This window comes from Stenotrophomonas sp. Steno-C17 (assembly GCF_056393165.1).
Genome location: NZ_JBWJPD010000012.1, coordinates 97,924 through 117,956, shown reverse-complemented (window position 1 = coordinate 117,956; position 20,033 = coordinate 97,924). Strand labels below are relative to the sequence as shown.

At 68.5% G+C, this 20,033-nt stretch carries 16 protein-coding genes; 5 read left to right on the top strand and 11 right to left on the bottom strand.

Features of this window, described 5'->3' with window-relative positions; genetic code table 11:
• Nucleotides 1–45: 45 nt before the first annotated feature.
• Entirely contained in the window at nucleotides 46–1,428 is a 1,383-nt protein-coding gene (locus tag AC06FA_RS12665; RefSeq protein ID WP_478068610.1) for an L-serine ammonia-lyase, read from the bottom strand.
• Between the two features lie 100 nt (nucleotides 1,429–1,528).
• Here AC06FA_RS12665 and AC06FA_RS12660 point away from each other — a divergent pair, with 100 nt between their 5' ends.
• The gene (locus AC06FA_RS12660; RefSeq protein ID WP_478068609.1) at nucleotides 1,529–1,756 is read left to right on the top strand and encodes a glutaredoxin family protein; all 228 of its coding nucleotides are present in this window, start codon (nucleotides 1,529–1,531) and stop codon (nucleotides 1,754–1,756) included.
• 33 nt (nucleotides 1,757–1,789) lie between these two features.
• Here AC06FA_RS12660 and AC06FA_RS12655 read toward each other — a convergent pair whose 3' ends face one another.
• The 3 genes from AC06FA_RS12655 to AC06FA_RS12645 are packed head-to-tail and all read right to left on the bottom strand — an operon-like array spanning nucleotide 1,790 to nucleotide 3,579.
• Complete coding sequence (locus AC06FA_RS12655; RefSeq protein ID WP_478068608.1) at nucleotides 1,790–2,362, bottom strand: YceI family protein; 573 nt, start codon at nucleotides 2,360–2,362, stop codon at nucleotides 1,790–1,792.
• A 3-nt stretch (nucleotides 2,363–2,365) separates the two neighbouring features.
• Nucleotides 2,366–2,938, bottom strand: coding sequence for a cytochrome b (locus tag AC06FA_RS12650; protein WP_478068607.1), 573 nt, complete (start codon nucleotides 2,936–2,938; stop codon nucleotides 2,366–2,368).
• Complete coding sequence (locus tag AC06FA_RS12645) at nucleotides 2,935–3,579, bottom strand: YceI family protein (RefSeq protein WP_478068606.1); 645 nt, start codon at nucleotides 3,577–3,579, stop codon at nucleotides 2,935–2,937. Before AC06FA_RS12645 ends, AC06FA_RS12650 begins: the two co-directional genes overlap by 4 nt.
• A gap of 165 nt (nucleotides 3,580–3,744) precedes the next feature.
• On the opposite strand from AC06FA_RS12645, the gene AC06FA_RS12640 reads away from it, so the two are divergent.
• A complete protein-coding gene (locus AC06FA_RS12640; RefSeq protein WP_478068605.1) occupies nucleotides 3,745–7,296 on the top strand; it encodes a sensor histidine kinase in 3,552 nt (1,183 codons plus the stop codon).
• A 96-nt stretch (nucleotides 7,297–7,392) separates the two neighbouring features.
• A complete protein-coding gene (locus AC06FA_RS12635) occupies nucleotides 7,393–10,920 on the top strand; it encodes an ATP-binding protein (RefSeq protein WP_478068604.1) in 3,528 nt (1,175 codons plus the stop codon).
• A 520-nt stretch (nucleotides 10,921–11,440) separates the two neighbouring features.
• Here the strand turns inward: AC06FA_RS12635 and mdtD are convergent.
• From mdtD to AC06FA_RS12605, 6 genes are all read right to left on the bottom strand, one after another.
• Nucleotides 11,441–12,865, bottom strand: a complete 1,425-nt coding sequence (gene mdtD, locus AC06FA_RS12630; RefSeq protein ID WP_478068603.1) for a multidrug transporter subunit MdtD — start codon at nucleotides 12,863–12,865, stop codon at nucleotides 11,441–11,443.
• A gap of 90 nt (nucleotides 12,866–12,955) precedes the next feature.
• Nucleotides 12,956–14,038, bottom strand: a complete 1,083-nt coding sequence (hemE, locus tag AC06FA_RS12625) for a uroporphyrinogen decarboxylase (protein ID WP_478068602.1) — start codon at nucleotides 14,036–14,038, stop codon at nucleotides 12,956–12,958.
• A gap of 25 nt (nucleotides 14,039–14,063) precedes the next feature.
• Nucleotides 14,064–14,303: a WGR domain-containing protein gene (locus AC06FA_RS12620; RefSeq protein WP_108753853.1), complete on the bottom strand. Its 240-nt coding sequence runs from the start codon at nucleotides 14,301–14,303 to the stop codon at nucleotides 14,064–14,066.
• An 85-nt stretch (nucleotides 14,304–14,388) separates the two neighbouring features.
• Entirely contained in the window at nucleotides 14,389–15,501 is a 1,113-nt protein-coding gene (gene aroB / locus AC06FA_RS12615) for a 3-dehydroquinate synthase (protein ID WP_478068601.1), read from the bottom strand.
• On the bottom strand, nucleotides 15,498–16,040 hold the full coding sequence (locus AC06FA_RS12610) for a shikimate kinase (RefSeq protein WP_478068600.1): 543 nt from the start codon (nucleotides 16,038–16,040) through the stop codon (nucleotides 15,498–15,500). The genes aroB and AC06FA_RS12610 overlap by 4 nt, the downstream gene beginning before the upstream one ends.
• 74 nt (nucleotides 16,041–16,114) lie before the next feature.
• On the bottom strand, nucleotides 16,115–16,942 hold the full coding sequence (locus AC06FA_RS12605; protein ID WP_478068599.1) for a kinase: 828 nt from the start codon (nucleotides 16,940–16,942) through the stop codon (nucleotides 16,115–16,117).
• A 40-nt stretch (nucleotides 16,943–16,982) separates the two neighbouring features.
• On the opposite strand from AC06FA_RS12605, the gene pdxH reads away from it, so the two are divergent.
• Both pdxH and AC06FA_RS12595 read left to right on the top strand, forming a co-directional pair.
• Nucleotides 16,983–17,582 (top strand): pyridoxamine 5'-phosphate oxidase, encoded by a 600-nt coding sequence (gene pdxH, locus AC06FA_RS12600; protein ID WP_478068598.1) that lies wholly within the window; start codon nucleotides 16,983–16,985, stop codon nucleotides 17,580–17,582.
• Between the two features lie 147 nt (nucleotides 17,583–17,729).
• A complete protein-coding gene (locus AC06FA_RS12595) occupies nucleotides 17,730–18,200 on the top strand; it encodes a DoxX family membrane protein (RefSeq protein WP_478068597.1) in 471 nt (156 codons plus the stop codon).
• A gap of 117 nt (nucleotides 18,201–18,317) precedes the next feature.
• Here AC06FA_RS12595 and prpR read toward each other — a convergent pair whose 3' ends face one another.
• Nucleotides 18,318–19,895, bottom strand: coding sequence for a propionate catabolism operon regulatory protein PrpR (gene prpR / locus AC06FA_RS12590; protein WP_478068596.1), 1,578 nt, complete (start codon nucleotides 19,893–19,895; stop codon nucleotides 18,318–18,320).
• Between the last annotated feature and the right edge of the window lie 138 nt (nucleotides 19,896–20,033).

Sequence of the window (20,033 nt, the reverse complement as noted above, 5' to 3'; positions counted from 1 at the left end):
GGAGTGGGGAAGCCCGAGCCTAACCGCAAAACGTTGCCGCCGCGATCAACACTCGATCACGTTCACCGCCAGCCCGCCGCGGCTGGTTTCCTTGTACTTGTCCTGCATGTCGCGGCCGGTATCGCGCATGGTCTTGATCACTTTGTCCAGCGACACCTTGTGCTTGCCGTCGCCGCGCATGGCCATGCGCGAGGCGTTGATCGCCTTCACCGCGCCCATTGCATTGCGTTCAATGCACGGAATCTGCACCAGGCCGCCGATCGGGTCGCAGGTCAGGCCCAGGTTGTGCTCCATGCCGATTTCCGCGGCGTTCTCGATCTGGCTGGGGTTGCCGCCCAGCGCGGCGACCAGACCGCCGGCGGCCATCGAGCAGGCCACGCCCACTTCGCCCTGGCAGCCCACTTCGGCGCCGGAAATTGAGGCGTTTTCCTTGTACAGGATGCCGATGGCGGCCGAGGTGAGCAGGAAATCGAACACGCGCTGTTCGTTGGCGCCGGGGCAGAAGCGGTCGAAGTAATGCAGCACGGCCGGCAGGACGCCGGCGGCACCGTTGGTCGGCGCGGTCACCACGCGGCCGCCGGCGGCGTTCTCTTCGTTCACCGCCAGGGCGTACAGGTTCACCCAGTCCAGCGTGGTCAGTGGATCGCGCATGGCCGCTTCGGGCTTGGACGACAGCTCGCGGTACAACGCCGGTGCGCGGCGGCCGACCTTCAGGCCACCGGGCAGCACGCCTTCCTCGCGGATGCCGCGGGCCACGCACGATTGCATCGCGCTCCAGATCTCGCGCAGCTTCTCGCGGATCTCCTCTTCGCTGCGCCAGCACTTCTCGTTCTCGAACATCAACTGGGCAATGCTCAGCCCGCTGCGCGCGGTCTGCGCCAGCAGTTCGTCGCCGCTCTTGAAGGGGTAGGGCAGTGGGGTCTCGTCGGGCACGATGCGGTCGTCGGCGGCGTCGTCCTGGTTGACCACGAAGCCGCCACCCACCGAGTAGTAGTCGCGGGTGGCGATCACTTCATCGTCGGCGTTGTAGGCGGTGAAGCGCATGCCGTTGGTGTGGTAGGGCAGCTTCTGCCGCTTGTTCATGCCCAGGTCGCGCTTCTCGTCGAAGGCGATCTCGTGCTGGCCCATCAGTACGATGCGCTTGCTGCTGCGGATGCGTTCCAGCGTGGCCGGAATGATGTCCGGATCGATCAGGTTCGGGCGCTGGCCTTCCAGGCCCAGCAGGATGGCCTTGTCGGTGCCGTGGCCGCGCCCGGTCAGGGCCAGCGAGCCGTAGACATCGGCGCGGATGCGCGCCACTTCGTGCAGGCGGCCCGGGTCCAGCAGCCAGCGGTGGATGAAGCGTTCGGCGGCCTTCATCGGCCCGACGGTGTGGGAGGAGCTCGGGCCAATGCCGATCTTGAAAACGTCGAACGTGCTGACAGCCATGGTTGCCGTACTGCGGGTACCGGAAGAGGCCGCTATTCTAGCCGTTCGTGCTGCGCGGCCATGGCTGCGGCGCAGCATTTCCGCCTTCGGAGCCTGAACCGTGTTGACCCTGTTCCAGCGTGACGATTGCCACCTGTGCGACCTGGCCCTGGCCGAACTGGCCAAGGCGCGGGCGCCGGAGTTCGATTCGGTGTTCCTGGATGACCACCCGGCGCTGGAAAGCCGCTACGGCGAGAGGGTGCCGGTACTGCGCGATGAGGGCAGCGGCCGTGAGCTGGACTGGCCGTTCGATGCCACCACCGTGCAGGCCTGGCTGGCCGCGGGGTGAATCCGCCGGGCATGGCCCGGCGGCGGTCCCACATTATTTCGCGTCGAACTTGACGATCGTGCTGATCGCGGTTTCGTCCGGGATGGTCTTGGTATCGGCCCAGTCGCCCCCGCCCACACCGAACTCCAGGCGCTTGACGGTGGCCTTGCCGGTCAGCACCGGCTGGGTGCCCGGCTTCCAGCTGAAGGTGAAGGTGACCGGCTTGCTGACACCGCGCAGTTCCAGGGTGCCATCGGCGGCGAACTGGTCGTTGCCGAGGGCGCGGAAGCCCTTGGCGGTGAAGTGGGCGGTGGCGAATTTGCCGACATTGAAGAAGTCCGCGCCCTGCAGCGTGGAATCACGGTCGCTGTTGCCGCTCTTGGCGCCGGCCAGCGGAATGGTCACGTCCAGCGAACCGGCGGCCGGATTGGCCGGGTCGAAGCTGAGCCTGGTGCTGAAACCGGGGAAGGTGCCGGTGAACACTTCACCGTCGTACTTGCTGGCAAACACCAGGATGGAACCGGCGCCGGCGGCCTGGGTGTAATCGGCGGCCATCGCCGGGGCAGTGGCCAGCAGGCCAGCCAGGGCTGCGGCCACGGCGGCCGGAGTGGTCAGTTTCAGGGTCATCGGTCAGTCCTTCTGAGGGGAGGCAAGCCAGCCGCGCGGCAACATCCGCGACAACGTGGCATCGCGCTGGAACAGGTGGTGGTAGAAGGCGGCACCGGCATGGGCCAGCACCACCGCGATCAACAGCCAGAAACCGTATTCGTGCAGGGCGTGGGACACGGCCACCACCTGCGGGTCGGGACCGCTCAGCTTGGGCACATCGACCAGGCCGAACCAGCGGAACGGGCGCAGGCCGCTGGCCGAGTCGTACAGCCAGCCGGACAGCGGAATGGCGAACATCAGCACGTACAGCAGCACGTGGGTGGCGCTGGCAATGCGTTCCTGCCAGCTGGGCGTGCCCGGCACCGGCTTGGGGGCGCCGGCATACAGGCGCCAGACCAGGCGCAGCACCACCAGCGCCAGCACCGTGATGCCGATGGATTTGTGCGCGGTGTAGACCCAGAAGTACTTCGGTGTCTTCGGCAGCTCGCCCATGGTCAGGCCGACGATGCCCAGGGCAAGGATCAGCAGGGCGATCAGCCAGTGCAGGGTCTGGCTGACGCTGCCCCAGGCGGCGGGCGTGTTCTTGGCGGTCATGGCGTGTCCTTCGGGGCCGTCGGGCTGTCGGAGTGGCTGTCGGGGGCAGGAGTTCCCGGGCGCGCGCTGCGGTCCAGCGCGGCTTCGGCTTCGATCCTGATCTGTACGCTGTCGCCGATCACACCCGGCCAGGCCGTGATGCCGAACGCGCGGCGGCTGAGGGTGGTGGTGGCCGAGAAGCCGGCGGTGCGGCGGAACGGCGGCAGCGGGTAGCGCTTGACGGCGTTGAGGGTCACCTCCAGCACCACTTCCTGGCTGACCCCGCGCAGGGTGAGCGTGCCAACGACCCGCGCATGGGTGGCATCGATCGGCTCCACCCGGGTGGATACGAAGCGCGCGCTGGGGAAGCGTTCGCCGTCCAGCAGGCTGCTGGCCAGCGTGGCCTGGTTCCACTTCGCATCGCCCAGATCGAGCCGCGCGACGGGAATCTCGACGTCGAGCGTGGCCTCGCGCCAACTGTCGCCATCGAACTGCATGATGCCCTGGCTGCCGGAGATGGTGCCCAGCGCCTGCGAGTAGCCGGCGTGGTCGATGGCGAACAGCACGCGGGTGTGCACCGGATCGATGCGCCAGGCGTCGGGTGCGGCCCAGGCGGGCGTGACCGCAAGCAGCAGGGGCAGCAGGGCCAGTCGTGAGCGCATCCGGCGCGTACTCGGTTGAAAGAAGACCCGATCATACGCACAGGGCTACCGCCGTGATGTGTGCACGGCTGCAACAGTTCGTGGTGGCAATGCCGCTGGAAACACGCTGTTGCAGCGGCGCTGCCAGTGCTGTGTGACAATCGGCGCCAGGACAGGGGGTTCAGGATGACGACCGGTTGGCACAGGTGGTGCCGTGGCCTGGCAGCAAGCGCACTGCTGATGATGGCGTTCGCGACAGCTGCCACACCACAGGACATGGCGGGGGAAACGCCGCGGCTGCGCCGCTTCGGTGCGGCCGAAGGCTTGCCCTCGCGGATGGTGGTGGCACTGGCGGAAGACCGCCAGGGGCACATCTGGGCCGCCACCGATGGCGGGCTGGCGCGCTACGACGGCAGCGCCCTGCGGGTCTGGCAGCACGATCCGGAGCAGGCCGGCTCCCTGCCGGGCAACGAGATTGAAACCCTGCTGATCGACCCGCGCGACCGCGTCTGGGTCGGCATCAACGGCAAGGGGCTGGCGCGGCTGGACGCCGATCGCGAGCGTTTCCGCACCTTCGACGGCATCGACGCGCAGTGCCAGGGACAGTTCTGGACGCTGGCCTACGCCGGCGATGCGCTGTGGATCGGCACCAGCACCCACGGTGTCTGCCGGCTGGATGAAGCGGGGCAGCTGCAGGTGTTCCAGCATGATCCGGCCGATGCCTCCGGCCTGCCCAGCGATACGATCTACAGCAGCTTGGTCGATGGCCAGGGGCGCCTCTGGATCGGCACCGAGGCGGGCGTGGCGCGCTGGAATGGAAGCCGTTTCGACGCGATCGCACCGCGCACCCTGGCCCACGTGAGCGTGCTGCGGTTGAGCCGGGACGCCGACGGCGCGATCTGGGTCGGTACGCAGAACGATGGGCTGTATCGGATCGGTGCCGACGATGTGGTCAGCCGCCCGGCCTGGCCGGACAGCAAGGCGCTGCGCGCCGCCCTGGTCGTGCCCGACCGCCAGGGCGGTTATTGGGCCGGCACCGCCGACGGCCTGCTGCGCGGTGACGCCGATGCGCTGCGGCGCCTGGAAGGCGATCGCGGCAGCGGCTTCCTGACCGGCCACAGCGGTGTGCTGGATCTGTTGCAGGACCACGAAGGCGGGCTGTGGGTCGGCCTGTTGACCCAGGGCCTGGCCTACCTGCCGCCCGACTGGCGGCGCTTTTCCACCTGGTACCAGCTGGACGGCAAGCCGCTGGACAGCCAGTACCTGCTGAGTGCCGCCAGCGATGGCCAGAACTACTTCGTAGGCTCGGCCCACGGTGTCTATCGCATCGACGCGCAGGGCACCCTGAGTCTGCTGGCCAGCGACAAGGAGCTGGGCAGTGGCGCGGTGTGGTCGGTACTGCCGCGCCCGCAGGGCCAGCTGTGGCTGGGGCGGGCCGGGCGCCTGAGCGTGTATGACCCGGCCACCCGTGCACTGCGCGACTGGCCGATCGGCGGCGGCGCGGATCTGCGCCAGCGCATCGATCTGATGCGGCAGGCGCCGGACGGGTCGGTGTGGATTTCGGTGATGAACCTGGGGTTGCAGCAGCGTGCCGGCGACGGCCGTCTGCTGCGCACCGTTCCGCTGTCGGCCCTGCACGGCGCGTCGGATGTGCCGATCGAACAGATCCGCTTCGATGCGCGGGGCCGGGTCTGGGCCATGGGCGAAATGGGGCTGTGGCGCGAGCAGGCCGATCGTTTCGAAGCCGTGCCGGGGGTATCCAGTGGCGCCATCTACGATCTGGTCTGGGTCGATCCGCAGCAGGTGTGGCTGGCCCGGCAGGGTGCATTCGAGCGCTACCAGTGGGACGGCCTGACCCTGCGGCTGATCCAGCGCATTGATGGCAGCCATGGCATGCCGCCGGTCAGCATGGGCGGGCTGGCGCTGGCCGAGGATGGTCGTGTGTGGGCCACATCGCCGCGCGGGCTGCTGCGTTGGGACCCGAAGCAGCGACGCCTGCAGCAGATCAACGAACGTGACGGCCTGCCCGATGCCGAGTTCACCGGCCGGCCCCCTGCGGTCGGGGCCGACGGCCGCGTGCTGGCGGTCACCCAGACCGGCATGGTGGGGTTCGATCCGAACGCACCCGACATCGCGCTGCCGCCTTCGCAGCTGGTGATCGCGCAGGTGCAGGTGCGTCGCGACGATGCGCGTGGCTGGCAGCCGCTGCCGACCCGAGGCGAGCTGCTGCTGGGCCCCGACGACCGCGATCTGCAGATCGATGCGCGGTTGCTGTCCTACGCGAACCCGCAGGGCAACCGCTACCGCTTCCGTGTGGATGGCTACGACCAGAACTGGGTGGAGCAGGGCAGCGAAGGCCAACGCACGCTGTCACGCCTGCCGCCGGGGCCCTATGTGATCGAAGTGCAGGCGGCCACCAACAGCGGCGCCTGGAGTCCCTCACAGCAACTGCAGGTCAAGGTGCTGCCGCCGTGGTGGCGCAGTGGCATGGCCATCTTCGGCTACGTGATGCTGGGCTCGTTGCTGTTGCTGGCCTTGATCTGGTCGATCCGGCGGCGCCTGCGGCGGCGGCAGCAGTGGCAGTTGACCGTGCACAAGCAGCACCTGGCCGAGCAGGCTTCGCAGGCCAAGAGCCGCTTCCTGGCCACCCTCGGCCATGAGGTGCGCACGCCCATGACCGGCGTGCTGGGCATGAGCGAGCTGCTGCTGGCCACCGATCTGGACCCGCTGCAGCGCAGCTATGCCGGATCGATCCAGCAGGCCGGCAGCCACCTGTTGCGGCTGGTGAATGACGCGCTGGACCTGGCCCGCATCGAAGCGGGACGGCTGGAGCTGGACATCCGCCCGTTTGACCTGACCGGACTGTTGGACCAGGTGCAGACCCTGATGCAGCCGATGGCGCACCAGCGCCAACTGGGGTTCCTGCGCGAGGACCGTCTGCCAGGCCCGGTGAGCGTGAGTGGCGATGAAATGCGCGTGCGGCAGATTCTGCTGAATCTGCTCGGCAACGCCATCAAGTTCACTGAACGCGGCCATGTCGCGCTGGGCGTGGAACTGCAGGACGAAGGAGGCGTGCTGGTGTTCGAGGTCAGCGACACCGGGCCGGGCATCAGCACCGAACAGCAGCAGCGGCTGTTCCATCGCTTCGAACAGGCCGATGGTCCACGCACGGCGTCGCGCTATGGCGGCAGTGGCCTGGGGCTGGCGATCTGCCAGGAACTGGCGGTGGCCATGGGCGGCCGCATCGACGTCGACAGCCAGTTGGGGCGCGGCGCGCGCTTCCGCGTGCGGCTGCCGCTGCCGTGGGCCCGGCAGGCACCTGCACCGGTTGGCGAAGCCAGCACCGTGGTGCCGGTGCTGCCGGCGCTGCGGATCCTGCTGGTGGAAGACGATGCGACGGTGGCCGACGTGATCGCCGGCCTGCTGCGTGCACGCGGGCACGATGTGGTGCATGTGCTGCACGGTCTGGGCGCGCTTGCCGAAATCGCCACCGGTGGGTTCGACGTGGGCCTGCTGGATCTGGACCTGCCGGCGCTGGATGGCACTGCCATTGCGCGCCAGCTGCGGGCGATGGGCTATGAACTGCCGCTGGTGGCGGTGACCGCGCGCTCGGACGCCTATGCCGAAACGCAGGTGCTGGCGGCAGGCTTCGATGGTTTCCTGCGCAAGCCGGTGACCGGCGACCTGCTGGTGTCCGCCATCGCCCATGCACGCAACAAGCGTCAAATAGCGGTGTAGCTGCGCCTTGGAATGGCGTGAATTGCGTACCTTTCGGTTTACCATGCCGACGCCCGCCTTGCGGGCACCATTCCTGGACGCGTGAGGAGGCAATCGGTGGCGTATCTGCGGGCAGCGATGCTGCTGCTGATCCTGTTCGCCCTGGTGCCCGCGCTGGCGCAACCGGTGGCGCCGACCCCGCGACAGGTGACGGTGTTCGACGGCCTGCCGTCCAATACGGTCAATCGCATGGCCGAGGATCGTTACGGCTACCTGTGGATCGCCACCAACGATGGCCTGGCACGCTACGACGGCCGCAACTACCGGATCTGGCGCTCCGAGGATGGCCTGCGCGACAACCGGATCTGGACCGTCCTGGTCGATGCACACAACGAGCTGTGGATCGGCACCGAGAACGCGGGACTGGTGCGCATGTCCGCCGACCGCCGGCAACTGCGCTTCTATGACCGCAGCAGCCAGCCGCTGATCGGCAGCAACACGGTATGGAGCCTGGCCGCCACGCCCGATGGCGCCATCTGGTTCGGCACCCACGAAGGGGGCCTGTACCGGTTGGACCGCAATGATCGCGTGCAGCGTTTCCTGCCCGAACCGAACAACCCGCGCAGTCTGCCGGCGGTGTCCGTGCCCTATCTGGCCACGTTGGCCGATGGCAGCCTGTGGGTCGGCACCAAGCATGGCGTGGCGCGCTGGACCGGCACCGATTTCGAGCGGATCGGCAGTGATGTGATTCCGAGCCCGCTGATCAATGGGCTCAGTGCCGAACCCGATGGCAGCCTGTGGATCAGCACGCTGGCCGGTGCCATCGTGCGCCGGCCCGAGGGTCGTTTCGAGGCACCACCGTGGGCGTTGCCGGCCGGTGACCAGGTGCTGGGCATGATGCTGCGCGATGAACAGGGCGGGCATTGGCTGGATACGCGCAGCGGCCTCGGCCGCGGCGTGGATGGCACTTTCCAGAACGTGCCGCTGTACAGCGCCATCGCCCGCGGCCGGGTGCGCCCGAACTGGACTGGAGCCTACGAGGACCGCGAAGGGGGCATCTGGCTGGCCAGTACCAATGCCGGCCTGTGGCACCTGCTGCCGCGCTGGTGGCAGTTCTCGGTGTTTTCCCGCCTGGAGGACGATCCGGCATCGCTGCGCAATGCCTTCGTGCTCGGCACCAGCCCGTCCAGCAGTGGCGGGGTGTGGACGGTGGGCAGCCACGGTGCGCTGGACCGCTTCGATCCGTTGACCGGGCAGATCGAGCAGCACCGGACCTTCGTCAACGGCATGCACTGGTTGACCTCGGTGCGCGAGGATCGCCGCGGCCAGGTCTGGATCGGCTCCAGTGATGCCCTGATGCGCTACGACCCGCGCAGCCGCGAGCTGCGCCGCTGGGGACGCGATGCGGCGGCCGACGCGCCGATGGAGGGCACCGTCGAGGCGATGATGACCTGCGATGGTAAGAGCCTCTGGCTGATGCTGCCTTCCGGCCTGCAGCAGCGCGATCTGGACGGCCATGTGCGGCGCGAACTGGAAAGCGGTCGCGATGGCCTGCAACTGGGCCAGTTGAACCTGGACGTGGAGTGCGGGCCCCAGGACCATATCTGGCTGGCCAGCAGCCGCGGTCTGTTGCAGTGGCTGCCCGACGCTGGCCGCTTCCAGCCCGTGCCGGGTGCGCCCGCTTCGGCGGTGTACGCCATGCATGTGGGCGACGATGGCCAGGTGTGGCTGTCTGAAGACGGGCGCCTGGCGCGGTACCAGTGGCGCCAGGGGCGCCTGGAACGGCAGGCCGTGGTGGGCGCTGAGCAGGGCTACCCGGCCATTTCCGCGACCGGCGTGGTGGTCGACGCGCAGGGCGTGGCCTGGGCCAGCAGTGCCCGCGGCCTGGTGCGCGTGGGCGCCGACGGGCAGAGCGTGCGCTTGTACGGGGTGCACGACGGATTGCCGAGCCAGGAGTTCCGCGAGCACACACTGATCAGCACCGCCTCCGGGCGCATGGTGGCGGGCACCCCGGCGGGCGTGGTGGTGTTCGACCCCGAACAGGTGCGACCGTCCACCCGCCGCGCGCCGTTGGTGATCGAACGGGTGGAAGTGCGCCGCAATGAGCAGGTGCTGGACCTGACCCACGACGCGCCACTGCAGATTGCCGACGGTGACCGTGACCTGCGCATCGTCGCGCGCCTGCTGTCGTTCGCCGATTCGGCGTCCAATTCCTACCGTTACCGGTTGGCCGGCTATGACCCGGACTGGGTGGAGGTCGGCCCCGGCGGCGAACGGTTGTTCTCGCGCCTGCCGCCGGGCAGCTATCGCCTGGAAGTGCAGGCGCGCTCTGCCGATCACGTGTGGTCGCGGGTGCAGACGCTGGAATTCCACGTGCAGCCGCCGTGGTGGCGCAGCTTGTCCGGCCTGCTGCTGCTGACCTCCGTTGCGCTGCTGCTGACCAGCTGGTTTGCCTGGTTGTACCGCCGTCGCCTGCAGCGCCGCCACGCCTACCAGCTGGCCCTGCACAAGCAGGAACTGGCCGAGCAGGCCTCTGCGGCCAAGACCCGCTTCCTGGCGAACCTGGGCCATGAGATCCGCACGCCGATGACCGGCGTGCTGGGCATGAGCGAACTGCTGCTGGCGTCGCCGCTGGACCCGCAGCAGCGCGGCTACACCCAATCGATCCGCCATGCCGGTGAGCATCTGCTGCATCTGGTGAACGATGCGCTGGACCTGGCGCGCATTGAATCCGGGCGGCTGGAGCTGCAATCGCGCCCGTTCGCGCTGAACGCACTGCTGCAGGATCTGGCCGCGCTGATGGGCCCGCTGGCGGCGCAGAAGAACCTGCGTTTCACCCTGGACAACGCGCTGCCGCCCGGCCTGCAGGCCACCGGCGATGCCATGCGGGTGCGGCAGATTCTGTTGAACCTGCTGTCCAACGCGGTGAAGTTCACCTCGCGCGGCAGCATCACCCTGCATGCGCGCTGCGAGGACGACGCGCGCGGGTTGTACTTCGAGGTGCGCGATACCGGGCCGGGCATCAGCCAGGAACAGCAGCAGCGGTTGTTCCGCCGCTTTGAGCAGGCCGACGGTGCGCGTACGGCGGCGCAGTACGGTGGCAGTGGCCTGGGCCTGGCGATCTGCCGCGAACTGGCGCTGGCCATGCAGGGGCAGATCCGGGTGGAGAGCCAGCTGGGCAGTGGCACGGCGTTCGGGGTGTCGCTGCCATTGCCGCTGGTCGTAGAGGCCGGCGCCGATGCCAGCGCGGCAGATGGCGGCGAGGGCATGGCCACCGCGTTGCCCGCGCTGCGCGTGCTGTTGGTGGAAGACGATGGCACCGTGGCCGACGTGGTGACCGGGTTGCTGACGGCGCGCGGGCACGAAGTGGTGCATGCAGCGCATGCGCTGGCGGCGTTGCGCGAGATCAGCGCGGGCGAATTCGATGTGGGCCTGCTGGATCTGGATCTGCCCGGCCTGAGCGGCTTTGAGCTGGCCCAGCACCTGCGCAATCAGGGCTACACGTTGCCGTTGCTGGCGGTGACCGCACGCACCGACCCGGATCTGCAGCAGCAGGTGGAAGCGGCGGGTATCGGCGGGTTCCTGCGCAAGCCGGTAACCGGTGAGCTGCTGGTGGAAGCCATCGCCCGCGTGCTTGGCAAGTAGGGTGCGTTGGCAGGGCTTGCAGCCCTGCACCTGCTTCAAGCCAGAGCAACGGCAACGGCAACGTCAAAAGCTGGGTGTCCGTGGCTGGCGGGGCGGTGTGGGTGGGCAGGACACGCCGCAAGTACGTCCCTGTAGGCTCGTAGGCGCCATCCATGGCGCCTGCGGTCCTGCCCACCCACACCGCCCCACCTCTGACAGGTTCACTCGGCTGTGGGTAGGTGTCGACCTTGGTCGACACAATCTGTCAGATATCGAATGGCTTCTGGGGTCAGAGCCCGTTGCGCAGCAACGGGATCCGACCCCGGGTTGTTCCGACAGATCGCGGCCAATTGTCTAAGGCAGGGTGGTGTGGGCTTGCAGTACCGCAGGCGCCATGGATGGCGCCTACGAGCCTCCATGGATGGATTTACGGCGTGTACTGCAAGCCCACACCACCCTGCCATCCAGCGGAATGCCTGCTGTTGCTTTTGACCTTGCCGTTGCATTGTGCAGGTGCAGGGCTGCAAGCCCTGCCGAAAAACTACTCCGCTACCGATTCGACCTGGCGCGGTTCGGGCTTGGTGTCGGGCAGCTGCCAGAAGATCATCGTCGAGGTGAGGGTGATCGCGCCCACGCAGATGAAGGTGGCATGCAGCGCCGCGGTGGCACCGTGCCCTTCCAGGTGCGTGCCGAACGCCGCCAGCAGGCTGCCGGCCGCCGCCGCGCCGAAACCGGCCGCCAGCATCATCACCATCGACAGCAGGCTGTTGCCGGAACTGGCGAACTCGCGATCCAGATCGCGCAGGGTCACGGTGTTCATCACGGTGAACTGCAGCGAATTGACCGCACCGAAGAACGCCAGCTGCAACAGGCGCCAGCCCAGGTGCTGGCCAGGCGTCATCAGGATGAAGCTGGCCATCGCCAGCCCGACCAGCACGGTGTTGACCATCAGCACGCGACGATAGCCATAGCGCTCCACCAGCTTCACCGCCAGCTTCTTCGACACCATGCCCGCTGCCGCCACCGGCACCATCATCAGGCCGGCATGCATCGGGCCCAGGCCCAGGCCGACCTGCAGCAGCAGCGGAATCAGCATCGGCATGGCACTGCTGCCGATGCGCGAGAAGAGGTTGCCCAGGATGCCGATGCGGTAGCTCGGCACGCGGAACAGGGCCAGCGAGAACAGCGGGGCGGTGGAGTTGGCCGCGTGCAGCCAGTAGCCCACCAGCGCAGCCAGACCTGCCACGGTCATCAACATCACCAGTGCGTGCGGCGTGCCCAGTCCGGAAATGCCATCCAGTGCCAGCGACAGCACCACCATGGCGAAGGCCAGCATGATGTAGCCGCGCAGATCGAAGCGCACGCGATGGCTGGCGTAGTGGTCGGGCATGATCTTCATGGCCGCGATGAACCCGATCACGCCAATCGGCAGGTTGATCAGGAACACCCAGTGCCAAGATGCGATTTCCACCAGCCAGCCGCCCAGCGTGGGGCCGATCAGCGGGCCGATCAGCGCAGGAATGGCAATGAAGCTCATCGCCCGCAGGAAATCCTCGCGCGGTACCGACCGCATCACCGCCAGTCGACCGACCGGCAGCAGCATGGCGCCACCGATGCCCTGCAGCACGCGCGCGCCAACCAGTTGGTGCAGGTGCTGGGCCAGGGCGCAGGCCAGCGAGCCCAGCGTGAACAGGATGATCGCCACCAGGAACGTGCGGCGCGTGCCGTAGCGGTCGGCGATCCAGCCGGAGGCAGGAATGAAGGTGGCCACCGCCAGCGCGTAGCTGAACACCACCGACTGCATCTGCAGCGGGCTTTCGCCCAGGCTGGCCGCCATGGCCGGCAGCGCGGTGTTGACGATGGTCGAGTCCAGCATCTGCATGAAGATGGCCAGTGAAACCAGCCATAGCAGGGGACGGAAGCGGGCGTAGTCGGACGGCGAAGCCGGCACGGACGGGTCGGACATGGCGTGGGGAGCCGGTGGAGCGGGGCGGCCATGATCGCCCATGTGAAGTCACGGCGCGATAAACGTCGCGACGTGACGTGTTTGCCTCTATCAGCGGCGGCTGTGGCTATGCACCGCGTCCACCAGCACCTGCACGTGGGCCGGGTCCATGTCGGGCGACATGCCGTGGCCCAGATTGAACACGTGGCCCTCGCGCGAGCCGCCGTTGCCGGCGGCATAGGTATCGAGCACGCGCGCGGCCGCGGCGGCGATCGCATCGGGCGAGGCGTACAGCGTGGTCGGGTCCAGGTTGCCCTGCAGGGCAACGCGGCCGCCGGTGCGGCGCAGTGCCTCGTCCAGGTCCAGCGTCCAGTCCAGGCCCAGCGCATCGGCACCGGTCTGCGACAGCGCTTCCAGGTGCAGGCCGGTGCCCTTGCCGAACAGGATCAGCGGCGTGCGTTCGCTGCCTTCGCCGCGCTCCAGCCCTTCGGCAATGCGCTGCAGGTAGCGCAGCGAGAATTCGCGGTACATCGCCGGCGACAGTACGCCGCCCCAGGTGTCGAACACCTGCAGGGCCTGCGCGCCGGCCGCGCGCTGCGCGCCCAGATAGGCGATCACTGCCTCGGTGGTGACCTCCAGCAGGCGGTGCAGGGCCTGCGGGTGGTTCAGTGCCATCGCCTTGATGCGCGCGAAGTCCTTGCTGCCACCGCCTTCCACCATGTAGCAGGCCAGGGTCCACGGGCTGCCGGAGAAGCCGATCAGCGGCACCTGGCCGTCCAGTTCGCGGCGGATCAGCCGCACCGCGTCCATCACATAGCCCAGGTCCTGTTCCATGTCCGGCACGGCCAGCTTGGCGATGGCCGCTTCGTCACGCACCGGATGGCGGAACTTGGGGCCTTCGCCTTCCACGAAGTACAGCTCCAGGCCCATCGCATCGGGAATGGTGAGGATGTCCGAGAACAGGATCGCCGCGTCCAGCGGGAACCGGCGCAGCGGCTGCAGGGTGACTTCGCAGGCGATCTCCGGATTCTTGGCCATGCCCAGGAAGCTGCCGGCCTTGGCCCGGGTGGCGCGGTATTCCGGCAGGTAGCGGCCGGCCTGGCGCATCAGCCAGACGGGGGTGCAGTCCACCGGTTCGCGGCGCAGGGCGCGCAGCAGGCGATCGTTGCGGAGGGGGCTGGTCACAGTGGGCATTCCTTGGGCGAAGAGGGGCAGCGGCTCAGTCGCCGTGCGAAAGGATCTGGAAGCCGCGATGCAGCTCGGCATCGCGGGCCTTGTCGAAGGCATGGCGGGCCTCGTCGGCCTGCAGGAACAGCTCGCGCCGCAGCTGCGAGCGCGCACCGACGCGGCCGCTCTCGCGCAGCAGCTCCCAGCCGCCGAACAGGTCCGGCAGCAGGGTCAGGCGCAGGAAACGCGGCGCCTGCGCACCGGCGTCGGGATGTTGCAGGTAGACATGCATGGGCCGATTGTAGCGGGGCAGGGGTGAGCCCTGCCGCAACGCCCCACCGGCAGCGCCGGGCCATGCCCGGCGAACCCGGAAACGCTCAGCCCGCGCCCAGCACCTTCAGGACCGCGGCTTCGTCGACGTCGGGCACCACTTCGGCACGGCCGATGCCCCGCCACAGCACCAGGCGCAGGCGGCCGGCCACGTTCTTCTTGTCCAGGCGCATGCGGCCCAGCAGCGCCTGCGGGTCCAGCCCGGCCGGAATGCTGACCGGCAGCCCCATGCGTTGCAGCAGCGCCTGCAGCCGCACGCGGTCGGCGTCGTCGGCCAGGCCCAGATCGGTGGACAGCTGCGCGGCCAGCACCATGCCCACTGCCACGGCCTCACCGTGGTTCAGCGCATCGCGCCCCGGGGCCGAGTAGCCCTGTTCGGTTTCGATGGCGTGGCCGAAGGTGTGGCCCAGGTTCAGCAGGGCACGCTCGCCCTTCTCCAGCGGATCGCGTTCGACGATGGCGGCCTTGTGCCGGCAGCTGCGGGCGATGGCTTCGGCCAGGACGCCCTGTTCGCCGGCCACCAGTGCCTCGGCATGCTGCTGCAGCCATTCGAAGAACACCGCATCGCCCAGCGCGCCGTACTTCACTACTTCCGCCAGGCCGGCGCGCAGTTCGCGCGCAGGCAGGGTGGCCAGCACGGCGGTATCGGCCAGCACCGCCCGTGGCGTATGGAAGGCACCCACCAGGTTCTTGCCGGCCGGGATATCCACCGCCGTCTTGCCGCCCACCGACGAATCGACCATCGCCAGCAGGGTGGTCGGCAGCTGCACGCAGTCCACCCCGCGCATCCAGCAGGCGGCGGCGAAACCGGCCAGATCGCCGACCACGCCGCCGCCCAGCGCGAACACGCAGGCATCGCGGGTGGCGCCCAGCGCAGCCAGCGCTTCGATGGCGCAGCCGAACTCGGCCAGCGTCTTGGACGCTTCGCCGGCGGCAAGCACGTGCTCGCCCACGATCAGGTCCGGGCGCGCGCCCAACAGGGTCTGCTTCAGCGCGGCCAGATAGCGCGGGGCCACCTCGCTGTCGCTGATCAGCAGCACGTGGCGGCCACGGACATGCGCGGCCAGCGCGGCGCCGTCGGCCTGGGCGCCAGCGCCGATGGTGATGGTGTACGGGCGGTCGCCGGCAACGGCAACCTGCAGCAGGGAAGGGGAGGTCATGCAGTCAGGTCCTGGCGCTGCCATTGCGTGGCCAGCTTGAGCACAAGCTGGGCCGTGGCATCGGCGGCGGTGTAGGGATCGGTGTCGAGGGAGATGTCGGCCAGCGCGTGGTACAGCGGGTCGCGCACCGCGGCCAGGTCGTGCAGCACCTGCTCGCGGTCAGGGCGCTGCAGCAGCGGGCGGCCCTTGTCGCGGGCCAGGCGTTCCAGCTGGGCGGCCACGCTGACATGCAGGTGCACGACGAAGCCGCGGCGGGCGATCAGGGCGCGATTGTCCGGGTCCAGCACGGCGCCGCCACCGGTGGACACCAGCTGCCCCTGGCCTGCCAGCACCTGTGCCAGCGCCTGCCGTTCATGGGCGCGGAAGCCCGCTTCGCCGGAGTGCTCGAAGATGGTCGGAATGCTGGCGCCAGCGGCATCGACGATGGCCTGGTCCACGTCCACGAAGTCCAGCGTGAAGCGCTCGGCCAGGCGGCGGCCGATGCAGGTTTTGCCGGCGCCCATCGGGCCGATCAGGATCAGGTTCGGAGCAGGATTCATGCCCTGTGATGCTACCACTTTCACGCCCCGGGCCCGGCACGATGGTTGCGGTTGGAAGCATCTTCGGCGCGCCGTCAGCGCATCGCCTGCACCTGCCGTTGCCCGTCCAGCTGCACCACGTGGTCGGCCAGCGCGGGCAGGGTCTGCAGGGCCTGGCGGCTGACCCGTTCGTAATACTGCACGAAGCGCTCCAGCTGCGGCCGGGTCATGCCATGGCGACCGGGCTGTGCAGCCTGCAGGTTCTGCTCCTGCTGCCAGCGCCAGCGCGGAACCACGGAAAAATCCGGCGGCTGCAGGAACCACAGGCGGTCGCAGCGCTGCCACAGCGCCGGGTAATCGTTGGCCAGCGCCTGGTTGCACCAGCGCCGCCAGCGCCCGTCCGGGTCGGCTTCGCGTTCCAGTGTGTTCAATGCGGGCTCCAGCGCGGCGTCGGCCTGCGCGGGCGTGCCCAGGAACCAGCCTTCGAACACCAGCAGGTCCAGCGGCTGCTGCAGGGTCAACCACTGCGCGGGCGGCAGGCGCTCGTCGGCCAGTTTGTCGAAGCGTGGCAGTGCCACCGGCTGCCGTGATGTCACCGCGTCCAGCACCGCATGCGCCAGCGGAAGATCGTGGGTTCCGGGGGGGCCGCGGGTGATCAGCAGCGGATGCACCTGGCGGGCCAGGCGCTGGCGCTGCGCGCGGGTCAGGTATACATCGTCGATGGACAGCGCCGCAGCGTTCAGCCCGCGCGCACGTGCGCAGGCCACCACCTGCGCGGCCAGCGTCGATTTGCCGCTCCCCTGCAGCCCGCTGATCGCCAATACTGGCACCGCTGCGCCACTGCCCAGCGCATCCTCCAGCGCCTGCTCGGCCAACGTTTCCGGGAATCCTTTCGCCTGGGGCATGTACGCAGCAGCGACCATGCCGCCACAATAGCCCAAACCGTGCAAGAAGACTGCAGCCATGAGCGATCTGTATACCGAAGCCCTGTCCACGTTTGCCGCCTTGTTCGACGAGGCGAAGCAGAGCCGGGAAGTGGAGCCCAACGCGATGACGGTCGCCAGCGCCGACAGCCACGGCCGGCCTTCGGCACGCACGGTGCTGCTGAAAGCCTTCGACGAACGCGGCTTCGTGTTCTACACGCATCTGGACAGCCACAAGGGCCGCGAACTGCAGGCCAATCCGCAGGCGGCACTGCTGTTCCTGTGGCGCAGTCTTCGCGAAGCCGGCATCCAGGTGCGCATTGAAGGGCGCGTGGAGCCGGTGGCCGATGGCGAGGCCGATGCCTATTTCGCCAGTCGCCCGCGCATGAGCCAGATAGGCGCCTGGGCATCCTTGCAGTCCAAGACCCTGGCCAGCCGCGAGGAATTCGAGGCACGCGTGGCCGAAGTGGAGGCACGCTTCGAAGGCAAGGACGTGCCGCGTCCTGAAGGCTGGAGCGGCCTGCGTGTGGTGCCCGACCGCATCGAGTTCTGGTACGGCGCGCAGTTCCGCCTGCACGAGCGCTGGTGCTATGAAGCCGGTGCCGAAGGCCGCTGGAGCAAGCGCCTGCTGTACCCGTAATTCGAGCCACCGCAGGCCCGTGGGATACCACTGCTGAGGGCAGGGGAGGGTCGACGTGGGTTGTCGTATTCGGACCGGCTTGCTTCATCTGCGAGCCGGTCGAGGGTGGGCACACTCCGGCCGTCATCCCTGATCTGCGGAGTGCCCATGTCCTTCTGGCGTTGCCTGTTTGCCGTGCCACGCCCGCGTCGTGGTGGCGAAGCGCTGCTGTTGCTGCTCGCCCGCGTCGTGGCCGGTGTGATGTTCTGCGTTTCCGGCTGGAACAAGGTGTTCACCGAAGCCGGGCGCGAACGCATGGTGCATACGCTGGCCGAGGCGGGCATTCCGTTGCCGGTGGTCAGCGCGCCGGTGCTGGGCGCGATTGAGTGGATCGCCGGTGGCCTGCTGGTGTTGGGCCTGCTGGGCCGCCTGTCGGCCCTGCTGCTGGCGGCGATCTGCGCAGTGGCCGCGCTGACTGTTGGCATTGCGCAGATTCCCGCCGGGCTGAGCGTGGCCGATTGGCTGAGCTGGTTCTTCTATCTGAGCGAAGTGGCGTTGGCCGTGCTGCTGTTGTGGATCGCCACGGTGGGCAGCGGGCGCTTCGCCATCGAGACGGGCTGGGCGCGGCGCCTTCCGTAGGCTGCTTTTGTAGAGTCGAGCCGTGCTCGACTGCTCTTGTAGAGTCGAGCCGTGCTCCACTGCTCTTGTAGAGTCGAGCCGTGCTCGACTGTTTCTGGCCGTCCAGCAAGCTCGACTCTACAACCCGGCGGCGCGCAGCCAGCGCCACAACGTGGTGCGCGATACGCCCAGTGCCTGCGCCATGCCTTCGCGATCGTTGCGGTGCTCCTGAAGCAGGGCCTCCAGCTGCGCGCGCGACGGGCGTTTGCCGTTGCTTTCCACTGGCAGCGCGGTGGTAGCTTCGTGCACCAGTTCCGGCGCCAGCTGCAGCAGCCGCGCGGTATCGATCAACCCCTCGCCCGGTTGCCAGTGGATGCGCAGACGGTCGACCAGGTTGCGCAGCTCGCGCACGTTGCCAGGCCACTCGGCGGTGGCCAGCACGTTCATGGCATCCTCGTCCAACGGCGCGTCGATGCCGCGCAGCTGGCGGAAGAAATGTTCGACCAGGGGGGCCACGTCGCCGCGACGGGCACGCAGCGGCGGCAGGGCAATACGCAGTGCGGCCAGCCGGTAGTACAGGTCGCGACGGAAGCTGCCGGCGGCCGCGCGCTGTTGCAGTGACTGCAGGGTGGCGGCGACCACGCGCAGATCCACGCTGGTCGGCTCGGTGGCGCCCACCCGCAGCACTTCGCGTTCTTCCAGCACCCGCAGCAGCCGTGTCTGCAGCGGTAAGGGCAGCTCGCCGATCTCATCCAGGAACAGCGTGCCGCCGTCGGCCGCTTCCACCAGGCCGACGCGGCCGCCGCGGCGCGCGCCGGTAAAGGCGCCATCGCTGTAACCGAACAGCTCCGATTCCAGCAGCGATTCGCTGATCGCGCCGCAGTTCAACGCAACGAAACGGCCGCGGCGACCGCTGGCGGCGTGCAGCTGGCGGGCCACCAGTTCCTTGCCCGTGCCGGTTTCGCCGGTCACCAGCACGGTGCTGTCATGCGGGGCGTACAGCGCGATCTGCGCACGCACCTGGGCCATCGCATCGCTGTCGCCCAGCAGTGCGTGGGCATCGGCACGCGCTGCCGGGCGTCGGCGCGGCGCCGGGCGATGGCCGCCCGTGCGCGCCAGGGCCTGGGTCAGTTCCAGCGCGTGTTCGAATGCCTGCCGCACCGAGTCGGCCGAGTACAGCAGTACGCCGGGCAGGCCCATCTGTTCGGCATGGTCGATGGCCATGCCGGTGCCGACGATCACCTGGATGCCGTTGGCGCGCAGGTCGGCGATGCAGTCGCGAGCGTCCTCGCGGGTCACGAACCGGCGGTGCTCGATATCCAGGCCGAAGCTCTGCTGGAAGTGGCTGAACACCGGCACGTCGCTGGCGTGGGTGACCAGACCGATGCGGCCGGCGATGCGCCGCGCCCGCGCCAACGCTTCCATCAGGTCGAAGCCGTTGGCGTGGATCGGTACCAGCGGCAGGTCCAGGCGGCCGCGCAGCCAGGCGGCGTTCGAGCCACCGGCAATCACCACGTCGCAATGCTCACGGCGCAGGCGCTGGCCGATCACTTCCACCGCTTCCTCGAACCCCAGGTTGATCTGTTCGATGCGGGCCCGCCGGTCAAATTCGGGAATGACGTCGCCGAGCAGCCCGGTCAGGCGCGAAACGCTGACGGTCCAGATCACCGGGCGGTCTGCATCGACGGGGGGCAGGGGCGAGCGGGGCAGGTACATGGGCAGGCACGTCGGGGCGGATGTTTCATGATACGCCTGTTTCAATGTTTCATATGTTTCACTCGCCCGACGTGGTCACCGCTTTGAAATCAATCACTTGCACCTTGGCATGGTGCTTGCGCCTATCTTCCCGACTTT

Coding starts and splice junctions, on each gene's coding strand:
- AC06FA_RS12665 (WP_478068610.1), bottom strand. CDS start 1,428: ATGGCTGTCAGCACGTTCGACGTTTTCAAGATCGGCATTGGCCCGAGC.
- AC06FA_RS12655 (WP_478068608.1), bottom strand. CDS start 2,362: ATGACCCTGAAACTGACCACTCCGGCCGCCGTGGCCGCAGCCCTGGCT.
- AC06FA_RS12650 (WP_478068607.1), bottom strand. CDS start 2,938: ATGACCGCCAAGAACACGCCCGCCGCCTGGGGCAGCGTCAGCCAGACC.
- AC06FA_RS12645 (WP_478068606.1), bottom strand. CDS start 3,579: ATGCGCTCACGACTGGCCCTGCTGCCCCTGCTGCTTGCGGTCACGCCC.
- AC06FA_RS12640 (WP_478068605.1), top strand. CDS start 3,745: ATGACGACCGGTTGGCACAGGTGGTGCCGTGGCCTGGCAGCAAGCGCA.
- mdtD (WP_478068603.1), bottom strand. CDS start 12,865: ATGTCCGACCCGTCCGTGCCGGCTTCGCCGTCCGACTACGCCCGCTTC.
- hemE (WP_478068602.1), bottom strand. CDS start 14,038: ATGCCCACTGTGACCAGCCCCCTCCGCAACGATCGCCTGCTGCGCGCC.
- AC06FA_RS12620 (WP_108753853.1), bottom strand. CDS start 14,303: ATGCATGTCTACCTGCAACATCCCGACGCCGGTGCGCAGGCGCCGCGT.
- aroB (WP_478068601.1), bottom strand. CDS start 15,501: ATGACCTCCCCTTCCCTGCTGCAGGTTGCCGTTGCCGGCGACCGCCCG.
- AC06FA_RS12610 (WP_478068600.1), bottom strand. CDS start 16,040: ATGAATCCTGCTCCGAACCTGATCCTGATCGGCCCGATGGGCGCCGGC.
- AC06FA_RS12605 (WP_478068599.1), bottom strand. CDS start 16,942: ATGGTCGCTGCTGCGTACATGCCCCAGGCGAAAGGATTCCCGGAAACG.
- pdxH (WP_478068598.1), top strand. CDS start 16,983: ATGAGCGATCTGTATACCGAAGCCCTGTCCACGTTTGCCGCCTTGTTC.
- AC06FA_RS12595 (WP_478068597.1), top strand. CDS start 17,730: ATGTCCTTCTGGCGTTGCCTGTTTGCCGTGCCACGCCCGCGTCGTGGT.
- prpR (WP_478068596.1), bottom strand. CDS start 19,895: ATGTACCTGCCCCGCTCGCCCCTGCCCCCCGTCGATGCAGACCGCCCG.